We start from the raw sequence: 21,661 nt of genomic DNA on the forward strand, positions 1-21,661 counted from the left end.
CAATCTCAATCGACGGCGATGGCCTGCCAGGCGGCGAACTGGCGCTGCAGCCAGTCGAGCATGGCCTGCACCTCGGGGCGCGGCTGCGTGTCTGGGCGGGTGGCCAGGTAATAGCCATACCCGGCATCGACCCGGCGCCCCACCGGGGCGATCAGCGTGCCTGCGGCGAGCAGGTCGCGGATCAGGCCGATCTGCCCCATCGCCACCCCCTGCCCGGCCACCGCGGCCTGAATGACCTGATAGGTGTAGTTGAACCGCAGCCAGCGCAGCGGCTCGGGCTGCGGCAGGCCCAGACCCGCATACCAGCCACCCCACGACAGCGCCTGCATGTTGGCGCGGGCGATGGGCGGGGCACCATGCACGCGCACGTCGTCGATCCAGACGCAGCGCGGCAGCGCCTCCAGGCTGGTGGGTGCGCGGTCGGCGAGCACGGGGCTGCACACCGGGGTGATCTCCTCGCCGAACAGAAAGGTGGTGCCCGGCGCGTGCGCCTGGGGGTTGTCGTGGCGCAGGCGGCGAATGGCGATATCGATGTCGCCATGCTCCAGATCGCTGAGGCTGTCGAAGGTTTCGACCGCAATGTCGATGTCGGGATGAGTGGCCTGAAACTCGCCCAGCCGCGGAATCAACCACTGGCTGGCCAATGAGGCGAAGGTGGTCAGCCGCACCCGCGGCCGTCCCTGCCCGGCGCGCAGGGTGTCAACCATGGCGTCCAGGCTGTGCAGCGCCTGCCGCACCACCGCGGCGAACTGCTCGCCCGCGGGCGATAGCCGCACCCTCGGCCCCTCGCGGGTGAACAGCGGCACCCCCACCTGCGCCTCCAGGGTCTGGATCTGACGGCTCAGCGCCGATTGGGTCAGCGCCAACTCGTCCGCCGCAGCGGTGAAGCTGCCCAGCCGCGCCGCGGCCTCGAATCCGCGCAGGTGTCCGGCGTCGATCTGGCGGCTGCGCGGCGTGGCACGCGCGACGTGCGGTGCCGACCTGGCGCTTGCAACATCACTTTTTTGCATGATGATCCTTCGAGATTTGCGCTTTTTTCAAAGGGATCCGTTGCCTAGACTTCCCAATCACAAGGAGCAACGGAACGATTCATCGCTCTTTTGTACCCGGCTGACTTCATGCCTTTTTTACATGCTAGCGGAGAGCATCATGTCGCATACCGAAGTATCCATCCAGCGTGACTGGATCGAATTGCAACTCGGCGACTCGCTGTCGCTCAAGGACGCTGCGGGCCTGAGCCTGCGCATCGAACCGCCGCGCGGCGAGGCCTTACACGGCAGCGCCTGTTGCGTCTGGCTCACCGAAGAAGGCGAGCCCGACGATGTGTTTCTGTGCGAAGGCGATGCGTACCGGGTACGCGGCACGGGCCGGGTGGTGCTCACCGTCTGGCGCGGTGCGGCGCGCTTGCGGCTGACGCCGCCGACCGTCATGCCTGCTCAAGCCGCGAGGCCCAGGAGTCTGTCGGGCTTGGGGCGCGGAAAGCGAAAAATGGGCATGCGGATGCCATGCGGCGGCGGATTTGCAGCCCCATAGCCGTAGCTATGGGGCAAAAAGCCGCTGCCGCAGGGCGCCGCAGGGCGATTTTGCAGCCCGCGATCCTCAAGTCCGACAGACTCCCAGGTCGCGCTCCATCCAGTCGGCCAGCGCGTGGGCCACGGCGTGCGGCGCTTCGGCCATGAGGTTGTGACCGCAGTCGAGCAACACCGTGCGCTGGCGCGGCAAGGCGGCGCGCAGGGTTTCGGCCTGGGCCACCGGGGTCATGCGGTCGTGTTCGCCGAGCAAAAACAGGGTGGGGCCGCCCCATGAGCGCGCGGCGGCTTCACCCCCCTCGTAGCGATCACACGCCCTCAGGTCGGTGGCGAGCAGGCTGCCCTCGGCCCAGTGCGCCTGCTGCCGCAGCAGCAGCTCGCGATAGGCCTGCGGCGACTGAAAACCCGGCGCCGGGGTGAGCGGTTCGGCCTGGGCATAAGACCAGCGCACCACGTTGTCGATCGCCTCCTCCGGCTCCTGCTCGGCCTGCGCCAGCAGCCGACGCGAAACGCGCATGGGAAACGCCGAGCCGAGCAAGGCCAGGCCGCGCAACTGACCCGGACGCTGCCCGGCGGCGTGCAGCGCGATCAGCGAGCCCATGCTGTGCCCGGCCAGCACCACGGGGCCGATCTGCCGGGCGTCGAGCTGCGTCCACACCCAGTCGGCCATGCGTTCGATGCCGGTCAGCGGCGGCCCGGGCGTGTCGCCGTGCGCGGGCAGTTCCAGCGTCACGCACTGCCAGCCGCGAGCCGTAAGCCAATCGGTCTGCACCGACCAGACGCTGGCGTCACCTCCAGCGCCGTGCAGCAGGACAAGGGGAAGAGAAGAAGGATGATGGGCGGACATGGCGATCGGGCGTTCCACAAAGCAGGAACCTGCGGGAATGACCTCTGGTGGGCAGCAGATGCACTGACTATATTTCACCTATTGAAATCAAGAGGAGATGCCATGAAAGTCAGCGACATTCTGCGCGTGAAAGGCCATGTGCTCTTCACCGTTCCCCCTCAGGCCAGTCTGTTGCAGGCGGTGCAGACCATGGCGCAGCACGACATCGGCTCGCTGGTGGTCATGGAGCACGGCAAACTCGTCGGTCTGCTGACCTTCTCCGAGGTCATGGCCGCCGTGGCCGAGGGCGGGGGCGTGCTGGGCGATCAGGCCGTGTCCGAACGCATGGACGTGCACTACGAGGTCTGCGGCCCCGAGACCACCCTCGACACCCTGCGCCGCACCATGCTCGACAGCGGCACGCGCTACATCCCGGTGATGCAGGACGACGCGCTTCTGGGCGTGATTTCCTTCCACGACGTGGCCATGGCCGTGGTGCGCGAGCAGGACTTCGAGAACCAGATGCTCAAGGCCTACATTCGCGACTGGCCCGAGGAAGACACCCGCGCCGACTCGGCCTCCGCTTCCGCGCCCGCACGGAACTGAGATAGAGCCCCCAGGGTCGGCTCGCCGACCCGCCCCCCGTGGGGGTCAAGGAAACTTGGGGCGGCCCTGCGTTTCCTTGAGAAGTCGCGGCAGGTAGCATTCGGGGGCGGCGACCGCTCGCGCCGCAGCCTCCCCATGCCCACCCTGCTCTACCTCCACGGCTTTCGTTCCTCGCCGCAGTCCGCCAAGGCGCGCGCCACGGGGCGGCGCGTGGCCGCGCTCAACGCGCAACGGGCGCAACAGGGGCAGGAGGCGGTGCGCTGGCTCTGCCCGCAGCTCCCGCCCTCGCCGCGCGAGGCCATGCAGCTCTGCGCCGAGCTGCTGGGCGACACGGAAGGTGAAGATCTCGCGCTCATCGGCAGCTCGCTCGGCGGGTTTTATGCCACGCATCTGGCGCATACCCTGGGTAGCCGCGCGGCGCTGCTCAACCCTGCGGTCGATCCGGCGCGCGATCTGCGCACGCAGATCGGCACGCTAACCGCCTGGCACGACCCGTCGCTGTCGTTCACCTTTACCGCCGCGCATGTCGAGGAACTGCACGCGCTGGAAGTCGGCGACCTGAGCCAGCCCGTCCCGAACCCGCAACACTACTTTGTGATCATCGCCCAGGGCGACGAAGTGCTCGACTGGCGCGAGATGGCCGCCCGCTACCGGGGCGCACACTGCACCGTGCTGCCTGGTGGCGACCACGCTCTTTCCGACTACGCCGAGCACCATCTCGACGCCGTGTTGCGCTGGTGCCTGGGAACCTGATCAACGCCTTTCAAGCCAACTCATCATGCGACTTCAAGACCACATCGCTCTCATCACCGGCGCGGCGCAAGGCATCGGCCTGGCCACCGCGCGAAAATTCGCCGCCGAAGGCGCCAGCCTGGTGCTGTGCGACCGCAACGCTGACACGCTGGAACCGGTCGCCGCCGAGCTGCGAGCTGGCGGCACCCAGGTGCTGACACAGGCGCTGGACGTGGGCGATCGCGCCGCGTTCACCGCGCTGGTCGATGCCGCCATTGCCCGCTTCGGCCGCATCGACACCCTGATCAACAACGCCGGCATTACCCGCGACGCCCGGCTGGTAAAAATGACCGACGAGCAGTTCGACGCCGTGATCGATGTCAACCTGCGCGCGGTGTTCCGCTGCACCCAGATCGTCTCTCCGCACATGATCGAGCGCGGCAGCGGCTGCATCCTCAGCGCCTCCAGCGTGGTCGGGCTCTACGGCAATTTCGGCCAGACCAACTACGCCGCCACCAAGGCTGGCATCATCGCCATGACCAAGACATGGGCGCGCGAGCTCGGGCCCAAGGGCGTTCGCGTCAACGCCGTGGCGCCGGGCTTCATCCAGACGCCCATGCTCGCCACCATTCCCGACAAGGTGATGACGCAAATGGCCGAGCGCGTGCCGCTGCGCCGCCTCGGCCAGGCCGGAGAAATTGCCAGTGTCTACGCCTTTCTCGCCAGCAGGGATGCCAGCTACATCAGCGGCGCGGTGATCGAAGTCGACGGCGGCATGACTCTATGAACGTGCTGTTCGAAGACGGCGGCAAGTTTCACGCCGGGCGCATCATGAGCGAGGCCGAGGCCAGCCTTCAGGTCGAGCTCGACTCGGGCAAGCGGCAGAAGATCAAGTCGGCGCAGGCGCTGGTGCGCTTCGACAAGCCGACGCCCGCCGAGCTGATGGCCTGGGCCCAGGCCCAGCAGGAAGAGCTCGACCTGGACCTGCTCTGGGAATTCGCGCCAGAAGACGAGTTCGCCTTCGACCAGGTCGCCGCCGATTACTACGGCGGCACGCCCGACGCCGGGCAGCGCGCGGCCATCCTGCTGCGGCTGTTCGGAGCGCCGCATTATTTCCAGCGGCGCGGCCGCGGCGGGCAGTTTCGCAAGGCTCCCGCGGCGCAGGTGCAGGCGGCGCTGGCGGCCATCGCCCGCAAGCAGGAGCAGTTGCGCCAGATCGACGCCTTCGCTGCCGAGCTTGCTGCCGGGCGCTGCCCGAGCGACATCGCCGACAAGCTCTATGCCATTCTGTTCCGCCCCGACAAGAACAGCGTGGAGTTCAAGGCCGTGGCGCAGGCGGTCAAGAACACCGGACGCGGCGCCCTCACCCTGCTGCGCGATGCCGGGGCCATCACCTCGGCATGGCGCTTCCACATGCAGCGCTTCCTGATGGAGCGCTTTCCCAAGGGCACCGCGTTTCCCGAGCTGCCCATTCCGCCTGTCAGCGACCTGCTGCCGCTGGCCGCGGCGCCTGCTTTCAGCATCGACGACTCGGCCACCACCGAGATCGACGACGCCTTCTCGCTGCAATGGCTCGACGACGGTCGGGTGCGGCTGGGCATTCACATCGCCGCCCCGGCGCTGGCGCTGACGCGCGACTCCGACTGGGAACGGGTCGCGCGCAACCGGCTGTCCACCGTCTACATGCCTGGCGACAAGATCACCATGCTGCCCGACGCGCTGGTGCAGGCTTTCACGCTGGAGGCCGGACGCGACTGCCCGGCGCTGTCGCTGTATTGCACCGTCGGCCCGGACCTGCAGCCCGCCGACTTCGAGACCAGGGTGGAGCAGGTGCGCATAGCCAGCAATCTGCGCCACGACCAGCTCGATGCCGTGGTCACCGAGGAGGCTCTTGCCGCAGACCCGGCGGCGCAAAGCTACCCGCATGCCAGGGAACTCGTCTGGCTTTGGACCTTCGCACAGGCGCTGAAAAAAGGCCGCGAGCAGGTGCGCGGCAAGCCTGAACGCGCGGGCGGCGTGGACTACACCTTCCGCATCGACGGCCTGGAGCAAGGCGCCGAGACCGCCACCGTGCGCATTGAACCGCGCCGTCGCGGCGCGCCGCTGGACACCATCGTCGCCGAGCTGATGATTCTGGCCAACGCCACCTGGGGCGGCTGGCTGGCCGAGCTGGGCATGCCCGGCATCTACCGCAGCCAGAGCGGCTTCGGCGCCAATCTGCGCACCCGCATGGGTCTGAAGCCCGCGCCGCACCAAGGCCTGGGCGTGGCGCAGTATGCCTGGTGCACCTCGCCGCTGCGGCGCTACGTCGATCTGCTCAACCAGGGCCAGCTCATCGCCTGCGCGCGCTTCGGCAAGACCGCGCTGCTGCAGGCGCCGTTCAAGCCGCGCGACCCGCTGCTGTTCGCCATCGTCGAGTCGTTCGAAGACACCTACAAGGCCTACGCCACCCATCAGTCGGCGCTGGAGCGCTACTGGACGCTGCGCTATCTGGCGCAGGAAAAGCTCGACACCTTCGACGCCGCCGTGCTGCGCGAGGGCGCGGTGCGCGTGGACGGCCTGCCGCTGGTGTTCACCGCCGTAGGGGCGCAAGACCTGCCGCGCAACACCCGGGTGCGCGTGCAGATCACCGGCACCGATCTCATCACCCTGGAGGTGTTTGGCCGGGTGATCGGCCAGATCGAAGCGCCGCAGCAAACTGCACAGGCCGATGCCGGCATCAGCGCCGACACGGAGGAGGAAGAAGACGCCGTGGCCCTGGCCGCCCCGATCAGCGTCGCCGTGGACACCGAGGAGGCCGAAGCCGAGCCTGGCGCCGACGCCTCCCGGCAGGCTTCGTAGAATCGCCGCCTCTGCCCTGCCGCCACCGCCGTGCCCGCCTTGAGTCTGCGCTCCTTCAGCCCCCTGCAATGGGCCCTCATCGCCTCAATCGGGGTGCATGTGGCCCTGCTGAGCCTGCGCTTTGCCGCGCCGCAGACCTTCAACCGCATGTTCGACAACGCGCCACTGGACGTGGTGCTGGTCAACCAGCGCACCGAAGATGCGCCAACCAAACCGCAGGCCATCGCCCAAGCCAACCTCGACGGCGGCGGCGACGCCAACAAGGGCCTGGCCACCACGCCGCTGCCCTTCACCGCGGATGTCTCGCACGGCGACGCCGCAGTCCATCAGCAACGCAGCCTGTCCGAACTTGAGCAGAAGCAGCAACAGTTGCTCACCCAGGTGCGGCAGCAGATCGTGCAGCTGGCCCAGACCGTCCGGCAGGAGAGCAATCCTGAAAAACAGCAGGCTCTGGAGGAGAAGCGCCGCCAGTTGCTCGACATGCTCGGCGCCATCGAGCGCCAGATCAGGCAGCAGAACGCCAAGCCGCGACGCCGCTTCATCGGCCCGTCCACGCGCGAAGCCGCCTACGCGCTGTATTACGACAAGCTGCGCACCAAAATCGAAACCCTGGGCACCCGCGAGTTTCCGCAAAGCGGCGGCAACAAGCTGTATGGCAGCCTGATCATGTCGATCACCATCGCTGCCGACGGACGCCTCGTTGCCGCCGACGTGGTGCAGAGTTCGGGCAACCCCACCCTCGATCGTCAGGCCCGCGCCATCGTCGAAGCGGCGCAGCCCTACGGCCGCTTCACCGACGCCATGCTCCGGCAGGCCGATCAGATCGTGGTGATCTCGCGATTTCGCTTCACCCGCGATCAAGGCCTGGAAACCGCCGTCCAGGCTCCGCAGAGCCCGGAGCAAGCTGCCCCATGACCCGGGAGACCGATTGATGACTGCGCTTTACGCCGTGTTCGGCAACCCAATAGCCCACAGCCGCTCGCCGCGCATCCATGCCCTGTTCGCACAGCAGACCGGCGTGTCGCTGCGCTACGAGGCGCGGCTCGCGCCCATCGACGGCCTGGACGCCGCGCTCGACGCCTTTCATGACGAGGGCGGCTGCGGCGCCAACATCACCGTGCCCTTCAAGTTCGACGCCTGGCGTCTGTGCTCCCGCCGCAGCCCGGCGGCGCAACTCGCCCAGGCGGTCAACACCATCGGCTGGGACGAAGGCGGCCTGTGGGGCGACAACACCGACGGCATCGGCCTGATACGCGATCTGGCGCGCGTGCTCGCCGCCGATGCCCACACCCCGCTGCAAGGCCAGCGGCTGCTGCTGCTCGGCGCCGGCGGGGCGGCCAGCGGCGTGCTCGGCCCGCTGATCACGGCCGGCACGCGCGTCATCGCGCTGTGGAATCGCAGCGCCGACAAGGCGCAGGCGCTGGCCGCGCGCCACAGCGCCCTGGCCATGCAACACGGCGTCGATCTGCAGGTGGTGCAGGGGCCGCCCTCGCGCTGGGCCGACGGCGTCATCAACGCCACCTCGGCCAGCCTGGGGGGCAGCTCGCTCGACTTGCCCGAGGGCGTGCTGCACGCAGGCAACTGGGCCTACGACATGATGTACGGCGCGCACGATACGCCCTTCGTCGCCCAGGCCCGCGCCGCAGGCGCGCGCGCGTGGGATGGTCTGGGCATGCTGGTCGAGCAGGCGGCGCAGAGCTACACCCTGTGGCATGGCGAAGCGCCGGACACCGCCCCGGTGCTCGCCACACTGCGCGCCGAAATCACCGCCTCCGCCACGTCCTGACCATGGTCAAGAGAGCTTCCGCGCCGCTGTGGCGCCGTTTGCTGTGGCTGTTCTTCCTCTCAGGCGTGGTGCTGCAGGCCTATTTCGCCCTTCGCATCGCGCTGTGGACGGTCATTCCGCCCTCCAGCACCACCTTCATGCGCGCAGCCGAGTTGCGCATCCTCAAAAGTGGCGACAAGGTCGAGTGGCAGCACGACTGGGTGCCTTACGACGCCATCAGCCCGCACCTCAAACGCGCCGTCGTCGCCTCCGAGGATGCGACCTTCCTCACCAACGACGGCGTGGACTGGGACGCCATCCAAAACGCCTGGGACCGCAACCACAGCAGGCGCAATGAGCGCAGCGGCAAAATCGTCGGCGGCTCCACCATCACCCAGCAACTCGCCAAAAACCTGTTTCTCTCCCCCGAGCGCGACTATCTGCGCAAGGGCCAGGAGCTGATCATCACCTTCATGCTCGAAGGCATTCTGGGCAAGCGCCGCATTCTGGAGATCTACCTCAACAGCGTGGAATGGGGCAACGGCATTTACGGCGCGCAAGCCGCGGCGCAAACCTACTTTCACACCAGCGCCGCCCGCCTGAGCCCGGCGCAGGCCGCGCGGCTGGCCGTCATGCTGCCCGCGCCGCGCATCTATCAGAAGCGCCTGTATTCGCCGTATATGAACGGCCGCACCGCGGTGATCGCCGCGCGCATGTGGGACGTGCAGATACCGCGTTGAACCCGGAGAGTTTTTAAGACAGCGTCGCGGCCTTCAGCCGCGCGCCAGTTCGGCAAACGCGGCGTCGGCCGCGCTCAGAGTCGCCTCGATTTCTACATCGCCATGCGCCGCCGAGACAAACCCGGCCTCGAACATGCTCGGCGCCAGATACACGCCGCGATCGAGCATGGCGTGGAAGAAGCGCTTGAACACCTCGACATCGGCATCGGCCATGTCGGGATAGTTCTGCGGAAGCCGGGTGGAGAAATAGAAGCCGAACATGCCTCCTTCCGAGTCGGTGCAAAACGGCACGCCGTGCCGCGCTGCGGCTGCCTCCAGGCCGCGCATCAGCTTCTGCGTCGTGGCGCTCAGACGCTCGTAGAACCCGGGCTGCTGGATCAGGCGCAACTGCGCCATGCCCGCGGCGACGGCCAGGGGATTGCCCGACAACGTCCCCGCCTGATAGACCGACCCCAGCGGCGACAGCTTGGCCATCACGTCCGCCCGGCCGCCGAAAGCCGCCAACGGCATGCCGCCGCCGATCACCTTGCCCATCACCACCATGTCGGGCCGAATGCCGTAGACCTGTTGCGCCCCGCCCAGTGCCACGCGGAATCCGGTCATCACCTCGTCCCACACCAGCATGGCGCCATGCTCGGTGCACAGCGCGCGCAGCCGCTGGTGCCAGGCCTGCGTGCCCCGGATGAAGTTCATATTGCCAGCGATGGGCTCGACGATGACGCAGGCGATCTCGCTGCCGCGCTTGGCGAACAACTCTTCGATCTGGGCGATGTTGTTGAACTCCAGCACCAGGGTGTGCTTGGCCAGATCGGCCGGCACACCGCCCGAACTCGGGTTGCCGAAGGTGAGCAGGCCCGAGCCCGCCTTGACCAGCAGGCTGTCGGCATGGCCGTGATAACAGCCCTCGAACTTGACGATGGCATCACGCCCGGTGAAGCCGCGCGCTAGGCGGATGGCGCTCATGCCGGCCTCGGTGCCGCTGGACACCAGCCGCACCTGCTCCACCGCTGGCATGAGCTTGCAGATCGCCTCGGCCATGTCGATTTCGTCGGCGGTGGGCGCGCCGAAGCTCAGCGAGCGCGTGGCAGCCTTCTGCACCGCGGCGGTCACCTCCGGGTGGGCATGGCCGACGATCATCGGCCCCCACGAGCCGATGTAGTCGATGTAGCGCGTGCCCTCGGCGTCGATCATGTAGGGCCCTTCAGCGCGGTCGATGAAGCGCGGCACGCCGCCGACCTGGCGAAAGGCGCGCACGGGCGAGTTCACGCCGCCGGGAATGGTGCGCTGGGCGCGGTCGAACAGTTGCTGATTGGTGATGGACATGGTGCTCTTTCTTGAATGGACATCGCCCCGACGAGCAGGGCGATGGAAGTCAAATGGAAAGCGAATGAGATACCGACGTCAGTCAGGCGCGCTGGCCCGGAATGCCGAACGCCTCGCGGATCACTGCAAGGTCGGCGTGCCCGGCTCGCCAGGCATCTCGTCGTCCTCTTCGGTGGGCTGGGCCCAGAAGAAACGGTCGGGAACGACCTGGCCCATGCCCGGGCGGTAGCCGAAATCGAGGCAGTGATCGAGGTATTCGATGGCCTCGTGCACGGCCTGGTCGAGCTTGGCGCCATTGGCCAGAATCGCGGTGAGCACCGCCGACAAGGTATCGCCGGCACCGGTGAACCCGGCCTCGAACAGCTCGAAGCTCTCGCGCAGCAACACGCGCCTGGGGCTCATCAGCACGTTCTCGACCTTGCCTTCGCTGGCGACGATGCCCGTCACCAGCAGGTACTGCACGCCCAATTGATGCGATTTCTGCATCAGCGCGTCGAGCGTGGGCGGCGATTCGCCCTCCCATTCGGGCAGCAGCAACTGAGTGAGCGCGCTCTGGTTGCCGGTGAGCACGCGGGTCTGCGGCAGGATGAGATCCTGCATGGCCTTGATGTAGTCGTCGGTCTGAGATTCGTCGAGCACATGGAAATTGCCGGCATAGGTCACGAGCGGCACCTGGCTGTAGTCGGCCAGCAGTTCGGCCACCGCGTTGACCACATCGACGCTGCCCAAAAACCCGACTTTCCACGCGGAAATCTCGACATCTTCGAGCACGGCCCGCGCCTGCTCCACCACCGCATCGGCCTCGATCTCGATCGTGTCGAAGATCTCTGCGGTGTCGCGCACCCAGAGCGCGGTGGTGATGGGCAAGGGATGGCAGCCTACGGCCGAGCACGATGCCAGATCGGCCGCAAGCCCCGCGCTGCCGCTGGGGTCGGCGGCGTTGAAGAACATCACGGCGGGAGGGGATTCTGTGGATTCGGTCATCATGACGGCATGGTAGTGCCCAGGCGCGGCGGCGCAAGCGCGGGCAACCTTCGCCTTGATCTGCCACACGCCTTGCACGGCCGGGCTCTGTGTCTTGGGTCAAAATGCAACATCGACCCCTAGAATCGTTGAATCTTCTCTCTGACCCCGATACGCTGTGGAAAAACAAGACTATTGCAGTTGGATGTGCCTGATTTGCGGCTTCATTTATTCCGAAGCCGAGGGCCATCCGGAAAGCGGCATTGCACCAGGCACGCGCTGGGCGGATGTTCCGATGAACTGGACCTGCCCCGAGTGCGGTGCACGCAAAGAAGATTTCGAGATGGTGCCGGTTTAATCGGGAACGGCCAGTCAAAACAGCATCGCAGCAGCGTTTTTCCCTTTTCCTCTATCGCAAAGGATGTGCATGGTTGCGCCTACCAGCCCATTCAAAGTGTTGGTCATCGATGACAGCAACACCATCCGCCGCAGCGCCGAGATCTTTCTCAAGCAGGCCGGTTACGAGGTGCTGCTGGCCGTTGACGGCTTCGACGCTCTGTCGAAAGTCAACGACCACCACCCCGATCTGATCTTCTGCGACATCCTCATGCCCCGGCTCGACGGCTACCAGACCGTGGCCGTGATCCGCCGCAGCGGCAAGTTCACCCACATACCCATGGTCATGTTGTCCAGCAAAGACGGCGTGTTCGACAAGGCCCGTGGCCGCATGGTCGGCGCTCAGGACTACCTGACCAAGCCTTTCACCAAAGACCAGTTGCTCGACGCGGTCAAACGCCACCTAAACGCCGCGCTCTCCGGCGCCTGAAGCTCCAAGCCTCGATAGCCATGCCCATCCACAACATTCTCATCGTCGACGATTCCAAGACCGAGCTGTACTTTCTGTCCGACCTGCTCACCAAGCACGGCTACAGCGTGAACACCGCCGAAAACGGCGAGCAGGCGCTGGCCATGCTGGCCGCCGTCAAGCCCGATCTCATCCTGATGGACGTGGTCATGCCCGGACAGAACGGCTTTCAGCTCACCCGCCAGATCACCCGCGACCCGGCCTACGCCGGCATTCCCGTCATCATGTGCACCAGCAAGAAGCTCGAAACCGACAAGGTCTGGGCCATGCGCCAGGGTGCGTCCGACTATGTCATCAAGCCGGTGAATGCCACCGAGCTGCTCGACAAGATTCGCGCCATCGCCTGAACCACGCCCCACTCCTGCCATGTCCAGAGCCTCGCTGCGTGAATTCCAGACCCACCTCGCCCAACGCCTGACGGCCGCGCAGAGCGGGCAGTCCCCTTCGCGCTGGCTGGCCGTGATGGCGGGACAGTGGCGTCTGCTGCTGCCGCTCGAGTTTTCCGGCGAGATCTCGCCGATGCAGCACTGCGCCCCGCTGCCCCATGCCCGGCCCTGGTTTCTGGGCCTGGCCAGTCTGCGCGGACAGGTCTGCGGCATCGTGCATCTGGGTCGCTTTCTGGGTGACATCAGCAGCGCTCTGACGCCGCAGGCGCGGCTGATCCAGTTCGCCTCCGCCCTCGATCTCAACACGGCCCTGCTGGTCGATCAGCTCGTGGGCCTGCGCAATCCGGACCAGATGCAGAAAGACCCCAGTATCGCTCGCGATGCGTCCCGTCCCTGGCTGGGCGACGCCTATATCGATGCCGAGCACAAGCTCTGGAACGAGGTCGATCTGCTGGCTCTGGCCGAGAACGAAGCCTTCCTCAACGTCACCTGAGCCAGCAGATGACGACCTTCGCCTGCTATTTCTCGTAAACCGGCACCGAGCGGTTTACTGCCTCAGTCCATCAGTCTTCACGGAGCGGTCATGTCCTTACTCTCGTCCCTTTTCGGAACGAAATCCAACCAATCGGAAGGCGATACCGAAATCGCCCCGGCGGCGCTCGGTCGCAGTGGACAGGAAACCCTGCAGATCGATTCCAGCATCAGCGACCCCGCCTCCACGTTGCATCAGGCTCAGGGCAGTCGGCCGCTGATCCTGCGGCTGCCCATGATCAGCCGCATGATGCTGGCGCAGCAGCAGCGCTTCTTCGGGGTGCTGCTCGTCATCTCGCTGGTGTTGCTCGGCCTGACCCTGATCGTGGTGCTGCGAGGCGCCTCCGATTCGGCACGCCAGCTCGAGGCCTCGGGCTCGGCGCTGACCCAGTCGCAGCGTCTGGCGCGGTCGATGAACGCGGCGCTGCTGGGCAACAAAGATGCCTTCGCCGCCGTGCGCTCCAGCGCCGAGAAACTCCAGTCGGATATCGCCGTGTTGCGGCAGACCAGCGTTCCGATCGGCGGGCAGGCACTGCTCGACAAGATCGAGCCAGCCGCCGAGTCGAGCGTGAAGAACGCCAATCTGCTCGTCAAGCAGGAGGGCGTGCTGACCACCACCGCGCAGCAGCTCAACGACATCAACCGCCAGACCGACGCCCTGCTCGACAGCGCCGAAACGCTCACCTCGCTGCTGTTGCAGCAAAAGGCGCCACCTGGCAACATCAACGCGGCCAGCCAGCTCTCCATGCTGACTCAGCGCATCGCCAAGTCCGCCAATGCGTTTCTGTCGTTTCAGGGCGTGCGGCCCGAAGCCGTCTTCACCCTGGGCAAGGACCTGAGCACCTTCAGCGACCTCACCAAGGGACTGCTGAGCGGCAACGCCGATCTGCAGCTCTCGGCCATCACCGATCCGCAGTCGCGCCAGCAGTTGCAAAGTCTGATCCAGGCCTACGCCAAGACCGAAGCCTCGGCCCGTACTTTGCTCGCCAATCTGCCCGCTCTAGCCTCGGCGCGTGAGGCGCAAAGCGCCGTGCTGGCGGCCTCCGGCGATCTCTACCAGAACCTCAATCAGTTGCAAGGCCTCTACACCTCCCGCACCGGGGTGAGCTGGCCTGCGATTGCATTCATCGCCTTGCTCGGTCTGCTGGCTATCATCGCCGCGACCGACCTGATCTACATCATGCTCAACGAGGCGCGCCAGCGTGCCTCGCTGATGGAACTGCAGCGTCGCCAGACCGAGCGCCAGGAGCTCGAAGCCAGGCGCACCAACGAATCCAACCAGGCCGCCATTCTGCGACTGATGAACGAACTGCAGACCGTGGCCGAGGGCGACCTCACCCAGCAGGCCACCGTGACCGAAGACATCACCGGCGCCATTGCCGACTCGGTCAACTACACCGTGGAAGAGTTGCGCACCCTGGTGGGACAGGTGCAGCAGACCGCCGACCAGGTGGGTGAAGGCGCCGCCCAGGCGCAGGCCACCTCCGACCGGCTGATGCAACAGGCCGACGAGCAGCTGCAGAAGATTCGTGAAACCGGTCAGTCGGTGCTCGACATGGCCCAGCACATCAACCAGGTCTCGGTGCAGGCGCAGCAATCGGCGCAGGTGGCGAACCAGTCGTTGCAGGCCGCCGAACAGGGTCAGCAGGCGGTGCGCAATTCCATCGACGGCATGAACAGCATCCGCGAACAGATCCAGGACACCTCCAAGCGCATCAAGCGACTGGGCGAGTCGTCGCAGGAGATCGGCGAAATCACCGAGCTGATTTCCGACATTACCGAACAGACCAACGTGCTGGCCTTGAACGCCGCGATTCAGGCCGCCTCCGCGGGCGAAGCGGGCCGCGGCTTCTCCGTGGTGGCCGAGGAAGTGCAGCGGCTGGCCGAACGCTCGGCCGAATCCGCCAAGCAGATCGCCGCGCTGGTGCGCACCATTCAGACCGACACGCAAGACGCCGTGGCCGCCATGGAAAAGAGCACGCAGGGCGTGGTCGAGGGCGCCAGGCTGGCCGACAACGCCGGTGCCGCGCTGACCCAGATCGACCAGGTGTCGCGCCAGCTCGCCGACCTGATTCGCCAGATCGCGCAGCAGACCGAGGTCGAAGCCCGTTCGGCCAACAAGGTGGCCGACAACATCCAGACCATTTTCACGGTGACCGAGCAGACCTCCGAAGGCACCCGCTCCACCGCCTCGCTGGTGCGCGAGCTGGCGCGCGTCGCCGACGATCTGCGCCAGTCGGTCTCGCGCTTCAAGATCAACTGATCCGACTTTTTCGCTTGCTTCCCAACGTCCGCCCCTCGCGTTTTCCGGCATGAACACAGTCCCCGCTTCGAATCCCGCCGTGGCATCCGCCCCTGAGACGGACATGGGGCCTCTGGCCTGGCTGCTCGATCAGATCAGCGACAACCTGCAATCGGCCCGGACCGCGCTCAAGCGCGCGGTGCAGCAGCAGGACGACGGGGTGCTCGGTTCGGCCCAGGCTGAATTGGCGGGGCTGCGCGCCGCCCACACCCAGGTGCACCAGGCTGCGGGCGCCATCGAACTGCTGGGCTTCTTCGGCGCGGCTCGCCTGATGCAGGCCGCCGAGAACGCCCTCGACCGCCTGATCGACCATCCGGAAAAGCTCGACGCCGCTGCGCTGCAACGCTTCGACGCCGGTTTCAACGCCCTGGTCGACTTCCTCGAAGCCCAGCGCGCCGGGAAAAACGAGCCCGCACTCAAGCTCTATCCGCAGTATCGCGATCTGATGGAGCTTGCCCAGGCCGAGCGCATCCATCCCGCCGACCTCTGGGACTACGACTGGTCCTGGCCTGACGCTCCATCCATCACCCCAGGTGCCGCGCTCAACCCCGACGACCGGGCCCAGTTCGAGACGGGCCTGCTGCAGGTGCTGCGCGGGCAGCAAACGGCCCAGGCGATGCAGACGCTCGATGCCGTGGCGCAACGCGCCCAGGGCAGCAGCCAGGGGCCGACAGCCAGTCTGTGGTGGCTGGCTCGTGGCTTGTTCGAAGCCATCGAGAACGGCCTGCTCACGCCCGACCTCGACATCAAGCGACTGCTCAACCGGCTCAACCTGCAATTGCGCAGCCAGCTGCAGGGGCAAAGCCCGGCGCCGCAGCGTCTGGGACACGACCTGGCCTTTTTCTGTGCCGAGGCGATCAACAGCGGCGGCAGGGCGCAGCCCTTGCCCGTGCTTCGCGCCATCGACGCGCGCATGGATCTCTCCGCCGCGCCCTTTGCCGACTACCACCAGAGCCATTTCGGCCTGATCGATCCGGCGCTGGTGCAGCAGGTCAGAAAGCGGGTGCAGACCCTGCGCGAGGCCTGGGGCGCCCTGGCCGGTCATGCCCAGGTCCACGTCGACGCCACGCGTATCGGGCGTCTGAGCGAGCTGGCCCAGGCGCTGAGCCAGCCGCTGCACACCTTGGTACCGGGCAGCGAGGCGCTGCCGCAGTCCCTGGCGGCCCTGTTCAAGAAGATCGGCGCCCAGGCCGACTTTCTCACACCCGAACGTGCGCTCGATGTCGCCACGGCCATCCTGTTCCTCGAAATCACCTTCGCCCATTTCCGCCCGGAGGAGCAGCGGTTTCTGGAGCGCGCGCAGATCCTCGCCCACCGCCTCGACCAGAGCGCCGACGGTCTGACGCCCGACCCGCTCGCCGGTTGGATGGAAGACCTGTTCCGCCAGGCCTCCGAGACCCAGACCATGGGCAGCGTGGTGCAGGAGCTGCGCGCCGACATGAGCACCGTTGAGAAGCTGCTCGACGCCTATTTCCGCGACCCCTCGCAGAAGCCCGAGCTGGCGCAGGTGCCGCATCTGCTGGGCCAGATGCGCGGCGTGTTCTCCGTGCTGGGGCTGGACGTGGCCAGCCAGGCCGTGGGCCATCTGCGCAGCGAAATCGACGGCCTCGTGGCCGAAGACTCACAGCCCGACAGCCAGCGCTTCGACGCCCTGGCCAGCAATATCGGCGTGCTCGGCTTTCTGGTGGACATGCTGTCGTATCAGCCCGAACTGGCCAAGACCCTGTTCGTGTTCGACGACGACAAGAAAGAGCTGCGCGCCGTCGTGCCCTCGACCCGTCGCACCGCGCCACCCACGCCGCAACAAGACGTCGCCCAAGCCGCGCAACAGCTCAAGGACGACATCGCCCAGGGCCTCTCGCCGGACGAAACCCAGCAGCGGCTGGCTCAACTGCGCGCAGAAGCCGCGCTCGCCGGTGTGCCTGACATGCCGACGCAACTGCTCCAGCCAACCAGCCCCGAGCCTCCACCGCCCTCAATCACGCCCTCGCTCGAAGCCGAAACCCAGCCGCCGATGCCGGTCGAAGCGGTGGCCGAGCCGCTGTCGGCAGGCCAGGTCGAAGTCGCCACGCCAACCCCCACTTCGGCCGAAGACGATGCCCAGCAGGAGTTGATCGAGATCTTCCTGGAAGAAGCCCGGGAAGTCATCGGCAACGGCCACGATCTGGTGCAACAACTGCATGCCCACCTCGAAGACGAAGGCGCGCTCACCAGCCTGCGCCGCGCCTTCCACACCCTTATTGATCCAGCCGCATGAAGTTTGAACTTTTCGGTGATCCCGGAGTCAGAGCGTTATGGACAAAGAATTCAACCAAAGGGCAGTTCGCGCATGGTCGGCCTGCGCGACTATGGCGAGGCAGCCTGGGCGCTCGAACAGGTGTTCAACCGGCAGATCGCCGACGAACACCGCGCCTCGCTCGGCCTGCTCGCACTCGCCGGGCAGGCGCTCGACCAGCTCGGTGCATGGACCGAGGCCATCGCGCAAGGCCATGCCGAAAGCTACACCAGCGATGCGCTGCGAAAGGCCGCCGAGGCTTATGCCGCCGGAGCGCCTGCGGAGATGCCGCCCATGCTGGCCGCTGCCGCACCCGCCGAGCCGCCCGCCGAACCCCTGCCGATCCTGTTCGATCAGCCGGTCGAAACGTACCACCCGACCGAGCCAGAGTCTCACCCCGCAGCCGCAGAGCCCGAGAGCGTTGAGCGAGGCACCGAAGAGCCTGACGTCGCCGATCTGCCCGATCACCTTTTCCTCTCCTCCACCGAGCCGCAAGCGCCTACGCCCGCGCCGCCCGCGCCGCCCGAGGCGCCGATGTCGCACGAACTGCCCGCCGCCGAAGAGCCATCGCTCCACCACGAGCCAACCGACTTCAACGCGCTCTTCGAGGGCATCGATCTCGAACTCCCGGCGCCTGAAGCCGAACCTGCCGCCGCAGCCCCGACCGAAGCCCCGACCGAAGCCCCCACCGAGCCGCCCCCCGCCGCTGCCGATCTGGCGGTTGCCGCGCCGGGCGAGCCCACAGCGACTGCGGAAGAAGAACCGGGCTACCGCCTCATCGGCGACCTTCGCATTCCGACGCCGCTCTACAACATCTACCTCGCCGAAGCCGACGAACTCTCCCGGCATCTGCAAAGCGAGATCCACGCCTGGCTGAGCGATCCCGCCCAGCCTCTGGGCGATGCCGCCGTGATCGCCGCGCACAAGCTGGCGGGAAGCTCCGCCACTGTCGGCCTGCGCAGCGTGGCCGAGCTGGCGGGAAGCTCCGCCACTGTCGGCCTGCGCAGCGTGGCCGAGCTGGCGAGCCAGACCGAGCATGCGCTCGACGCCCTGCGCGACCAGGCCCCAAACGCGCCCCGCCCCTCCGACCTCGACGCGCTGGCGCAGGCCAGCAGCGACATCAAGCAGCTGTTGCATCAGTTCGCCGCGGGCTTCCTCAAGCCCGTGCAGACCGAACTGCTGGCCCGGCTCGATGCTCTGCGCGAAGCCGCGCTGGCTCAAAGCGCCACGAGTGCCGAAACGGCCGCGCCTGCAGCCGAGGCTTTCGAGCCAGCCTTCGCTGACCAAGCGCCGATCGCACCACCCCCCTCGGCCACGACGCCCTCACAGGAGATCGCACCAACCTGGACCCCCGAGCCCGCCGCAGCGGACGAGGCCGTGCCCCAGCCGGAAGCCGCACCCCTGTTCACTTCGGCGCCCGACCAACTGATCGACACCATCGACCCCGACCTCTTCCCGATCTTCGAGGAAGAAGCCAACGAGCTGCTGCCCGCGCTGGCCGCCAACCTGCGGCAATGGGAAAAGCACCCGATGGATCCGGCCCCTGCGGCGCAGGCCATGCGTGCCCTGCACACCCTCAAGGGCAGCGCCCGCATGGCGGGTGCGATGCAGCTCGGCGACCTGGCGCACAGCCTCGAATCGGACATCGACAGCCTTACCGCCAATGCGCCGGTGAGCGAGGCCGATCTGGGTGAGCTGCTGGGCCGATTCGACCATCTCAGCACCCGGTTCGACCGCCTGTGCGCCGCCGCGCAACGCGGCGAGAGCCAGCTCAGCGATGCCCCGGCGGCCAGCCAGTCCGAGGTGTTCGCCCCGTCTCTCGCCACCGAGACACCTGCCAGCGCGCCCGCTCCGCAAGAGGCCGTCGCGACCGTTGCGGCCGAGGCGCCGACCCGCGTTCTCGCGCCGCGCATCGCCGCGCAGGCCGTGCGCGTGCGTGCCGGTCTGCTCGATCGCCTGGTCAACCAGGCCGGTGAGATCACCATCTCCCGGGCTCGCCTGGAAAACGAGATCGCCGCCATTCGCACCTCGGTCGGCGATCTGAGCGACAACCTCGAACGTCTGCGCCAGCAAGTGCGCGAAATCGAGATTCAGGCCGAGGCGCAGATGACCGCCCAGGTGCAGGCCGCGCGCGACGAGAACCGCGACTTCGACCCCCTCGAGTTCGACCGTTTCACCCGCGCACAGGAACTCACCCGCATGATGGCCGAGTCGGTCAACGACATCGCCATGGTGCAAGGCACGTTGGGCCGCCTGCTGCGCGAGGTCGACGACGACATGTCGCGCCAGGCCCGTCAGACCCGCGAGCTGCAGCGCGATCTGCTGCGCACCCGCATGGTCGAGTTCGACAGCCTGTCCGAACGTCTGTACCGCACCGTGCGCCAGGCCGCCAAAGACCTGAACAAGGCCGTGCGCCTGGAGATCGTCGGCGGCACCATCGAACTCGATCGCGGGGTGCTCGAACGCGTCGCCGGCAGTTTCGACCACCTGCTGCGCAATGCCGTGGCCCATGGCATCGAGACCGCCGAAGAGCGCCAGGCCGCAGGCAAACCCCCCGTGGGCACCATCACCCTGACTCTGCGTCAGGACGGCAACGAAGTGGTCATCACCCTCGCCGACGATGGCCGCGGACTCAACTACGCCGCCATTCGCGCCAAGGCCGAACGTCTCGGTCTCGTCGCGCCCGGCCAGGCCATGTCCGACGACGAGCTCGCCCAGCTGGTGTTCCGGCCGCATTTCAGCAGCGCCGAAAACACCACGGCCGTGGCCGGGCGCGGCGTCGGCCTCGATGTGGTGCGCACCGAAGTCAACGCCCTGGGCGGCCGCGTGCTGCTCGACAACCAGCCGGGCGCCGGTGCGCGCTTCACCCTGCTGTTGCCGCTGACCACCGCCATCACGCATGTGGTGGTGGTACGCACGGGCTCATCACTGTATGCCGTGCCCGCCAATCTGGTCGACATCGTGCTGCGCTTCAAGCCCGAACAAATCGCCACCGCCGCGCAGGCCCTGAGCATCGACTACGCCGGCAGCACCCTGCCGTTCTACTGGCTGGGCGCGCTGCTCGGGCAGTCGGGCGCCAGTGGCGAGCCCTTCGGCAAGAGCGTGCCGGTGGTGGTGATACGCAGTGCCACGCAACGGGTCGCCGTCCAGGTCGATGAAGTGGTGGGCAACCGCGAAGTGGTGGTGAAAAACCTCGGCCCGCAGCTCTCGCGCGTGCCGGGCTTGGCCGGCATCTCGGTGCTGCCCAACGGCGACGCCGCGCTGATCTACAACCCGGTGGCCCTGGCCTCCGTGTACGGCGATGCCGCCGCCGAACAAATGCGCGCCGCGCTCCTTGCCCCGGCGTCGCACGAGGCCATGGCCGAGCCCGCACCGTCCATCGCGGAGCAGCGCGCCGGTACCGCCCACGCAACGGCTGCGCCGGGCACGGCGCCGCTCATCATGGTGGTCGACGACTCCATCACCGTGCGCCGCGTGACCCAGCGTTTCCTCTTGCGCAATGGCTACCTGGTGCAGCTCGCCAAGGACGGTCTCGACGCGCTGGAACAGTTGCAGCAGACCACCACCCTGCCCGACGTCATCCTGCTCGACATCGAGATGCCGCGCATGGACGGCTTCGACCTCACGCGCAACATTCGCGCCGATGCCCGGCTGAGCAAGCTGCCCATCATCATGATCACCTCGCGCATCGCCGACAAGCACCGCAATTACGCGGCGCAGCTCGGGGTCAATCACTACCTGGGCAAGCCCTATTCCGAAACCGAGTTGCTGCAGCTCATCGAGACCTTCACCTCGGCCGCCGCTTCACCGCAGGCCTGAGAGCTTGTGAACATTTCAGCCATGGCCGCCTTGCACGTCAAAACGCCCCCGCTCTTTGTTGCAAATGCTCGCCATAGCTCGAGCTATGGCTGCGCTTTGCGCCTCGATCGGGAGCGTTTTGACGCGCCTTTCGGTCACGGCCGAAAAATTCACAAGCT

At 66.9% G+C, this 21,661-nt stretch carries 19 protein-coding genes; 15 read left to right on the forward strand and 4 right to left on the reverse strand.

Annotated elements, in window-relative coordinates:
• Positions 1-5: 5 nt before the first annotated feature.
• Positions 6-1,010, reverse strand: coding sequence for a LysR substrate-binding domain-containing protein (locus tag ASC45_RS00290; protein ID WP_055449045.1), 1,005 nt, complete (start codon positions 1,008-1,010; stop codon positions 6-8).
• Positions 1,011-1,149: 139 nt separating this feature from the next.
• Here ASC45_RS00290 and ASC45_RS00295 point away from each other — a divergent pair, with 139 nt between their 5' ends.
• A complete protein-coding gene (locus tag ASC45_RS00295; protein WP_072242937.1) occupies positions 1,150-1,533 on the forward strand; it encodes a DUF2917 domain-containing protein in 384 nt (127 codons plus the stop codon).
• A gap of 66 nt (positions 1,534-1,599) precedes the next feature.
• Here the strand turns inward: ASC45_RS00295 and ASC45_RS00300 are convergent, their stop codons facing one another.
• Entirely contained in the window at positions 1,600-2,376 is a 777-nt protein-coding gene (locus tag ASC45_RS00300; protein WP_055449046.1) for an alpha/beta fold hydrolase, read from the reverse strand.
• A gap of 102 nt (positions 2,377-2,478) precedes the next feature.
• Between ASC45_RS00300 and ASC45_RS00305 the strand changes: the two genes are divergently transcribed.
• The 7 genes from ASC45_RS00305 (at position 2,479) to mtgA (ending at position 9,039) form a co-directional block, all read left to right on the forward strand.
• Positions 2,479-2,961 (forward strand): CBS domain-containing protein, encoded by a 483-nt coding sequence (locus tag ASC45_RS00305; RefSeq protein ID WP_055449047.1) that lies wholly within the window; start codon positions 2,479-2,481, stop codon positions 2,959-2,961.
• Positions 2,962-3,096: 135 nt separating this feature from the next.
• Positions 3,097-3,714 (forward strand): YqiA/YcfP family alpha/beta fold hydrolase, encoded by a 618-nt coding sequence (locus ASC45_RS00310; RefSeq protein ID WP_055449048.1) that lies wholly within the window; start codon positions 3,097-3,099, stop codon positions 3,712-3,714.
• Positions 3,715-3,739: 25 nt separating this feature from the next.
• Positions 3,740-4,480: a 3-oxoacyl-[acyl-carrier-protein] reductase gene (gene fabG / locus ASC45_RS00315; RefSeq protein WP_055449049.1), complete on the forward strand. Its 741-nt coding sequence runs from the start codon at positions 3,740-3,742 to the stop codon at positions 4,478-4,480.
• Positions 4,477-6,534, forward strand: a complete 2,058-nt coding sequence (locus tag ASC45_RS00320) for a ribonuclease catalytic domain-containing protein (RefSeq protein ID WP_055449050.1) — start codon at positions 4,477-4,479, stop codon at positions 6,532-6,534. Before fabG ends, ASC45_RS00320 begins: the two co-directional genes overlap by 4 nt.
• Before the next feature lie 30 nt (positions 6,535-6,564).
• Positions 6,565-7,449, forward strand: a complete 885-nt coding sequence (locus tag ASC45_RS00325; RefSeq protein WP_055449051.1) for an energy transducer TonB — start codon at positions 6,565-6,567, stop codon at positions 7,447-7,449.
• Positions 7,450-7,465: 16 nt separating this feature from the next.
• Positions 7,466-8,320: a shikimate dehydrogenase gene (gene aroE / locus ASC45_RS00330; RefSeq protein ID WP_055449052.1), complete on the forward strand. Its 855-nt coding sequence runs from the start codon at positions 7,466-7,468 to the stop codon at positions 8,318-8,320.
• 2 nt (positions 8,321-8,322) lie between these two features.
• A complete protein-coding gene (gene mtgA / locus ASC45_RS00335) occupies positions 8,323-9,039 on the forward strand; it encodes a monofunctional biosynthetic peptidoglycan transglycosylase (RefSeq protein WP_055449053.1) in 717 nt (238 codons plus the stop codon).
• 33 nt (positions 9,040-9,072) lie between these two features.
• Here the strand turns inward: mtgA and hemL are convergent, their stop codons facing one another.
• Positions 9,073-10,362 (reverse strand): glutamate-1-semialdehyde 2,1-aminomutase, encoded by a 1,290-nt coding sequence (gene hemL / locus ASC45_RS00340; protein ID WP_055449054.1) that lies wholly within the window; start codon positions 10,360-10,362, stop codon positions 9,073-9,075.
• Between the two features lie 120 nt (positions 10,363-10,482).
• Positions 10,483-11,346, reverse strand: a complete 864-nt coding sequence (thiD, locus tag ASC45_RS00345; protein WP_245609892.1) for a bifunctional hydroxymethylpyrimidine kinase/phosphomethylpyrimidine kinase — start codon at positions 11,344-11,346, stop codon at positions 10,483-10,485.
• A gap of 184 nt (positions 11,347-11,530) precedes the next feature.
• Between thiD and ASC45_RS00350 the strand changes: the two genes are divergently transcribed.
• The 7 genes from ASC45_RS00350 (at position 11,531) to ASC45_RS15965 (ending at position 21,503) form a co-directional block, all read left to right on the forward strand.
• Positions 11,531-11,683, forward strand: coding sequence for a rubredoxin (locus tag ASC45_RS00350; RefSeq protein WP_013106818.1), 153 nt, complete (start codon positions 11,531-11,533; stop codon positions 11,681-11,683).
• Between the two features lie 69 nt (positions 11,684-11,752).
• Positions 11,753-12,151 (forward strand): response regulator, encoded by a 399-nt coding sequence (locus ASC45_RS00355; RefSeq protein ID WP_055449452.1) that lies wholly within the window; start codon positions 11,753-11,755, stop codon positions 12,149-12,151.
• 20 nt (positions 12,152-12,171) lie between these two features.
• Positions 12,172-12,537 (forward strand): response regulator transcription factor, encoded by a 366-nt coding sequence (locus ASC45_RS00360; protein WP_055449055.1) that lies wholly within the window; start codon positions 12,172-12,174, stop codon positions 12,535-12,537.
• Between the two features lie 19 nt (positions 12,538-12,556).
• On the forward strand, positions 12,557-13,069 hold the full coding sequence (locus ASC45_RS00365; RefSeq protein WP_055449056.1) for a chemotaxis protein CheW: 513 nt from the start codon (positions 12,557-12,559) through the stop codon (positions 13,067-13,069).
• Between the two features lie 90 nt (positions 13,070-13,159).
• The gene (locus ASC45_RS00370) at positions 13,160-15,370 is read left to right on the forward strand and encodes a methyl-accepting chemotaxis protein (RefSeq protein WP_055449057.1); all 2,211 of its coding nucleotides are present in this window, start codon (positions 13,160-13,162) and stop codon (positions 15,368-15,370) included.
• Between the two features lie 79 nt (positions 15,371-15,449).
• Positions 15,450-17,666 carry a FimL-related protein gene (locus tag ASC45_RS15960; protein WP_245609893.1) on the forward strand — a complete coding sequence of 739 codons (2,217 nt, stop codon included), beginning with the start codon at positions 15,450-15,452 and terminating at the stop codon, positions 17,664-17,666.
• 72 nt (positions 17,667-17,738) lie between these two features.
• On the forward strand, positions 17,739-21,503 hold the full coding sequence (locus ASC45_RS15965; RefSeq protein ID WP_245609894.1) for a hybrid sensor histidine kinase/response regulator: 3,765 nt from the start codon (positions 17,739-17,741) through the stop codon (positions 21,501-21,503).
• The last annotated feature ends 158 nt before the right edge of the window (positions 21,504-21,661 follow it).

The organism is Thiomonas bhubaneswarensis, assembly GCF_001418255.1.
In the GTDB taxonomy this organism is placed as follows: domain Bacteria; phylum Pseudomonadota; class Gammaproteobacteria; order Burkholderiales; family Burkholderiaceae_C; genus Thiomonas; species Thiomonas bhubaneswarensis.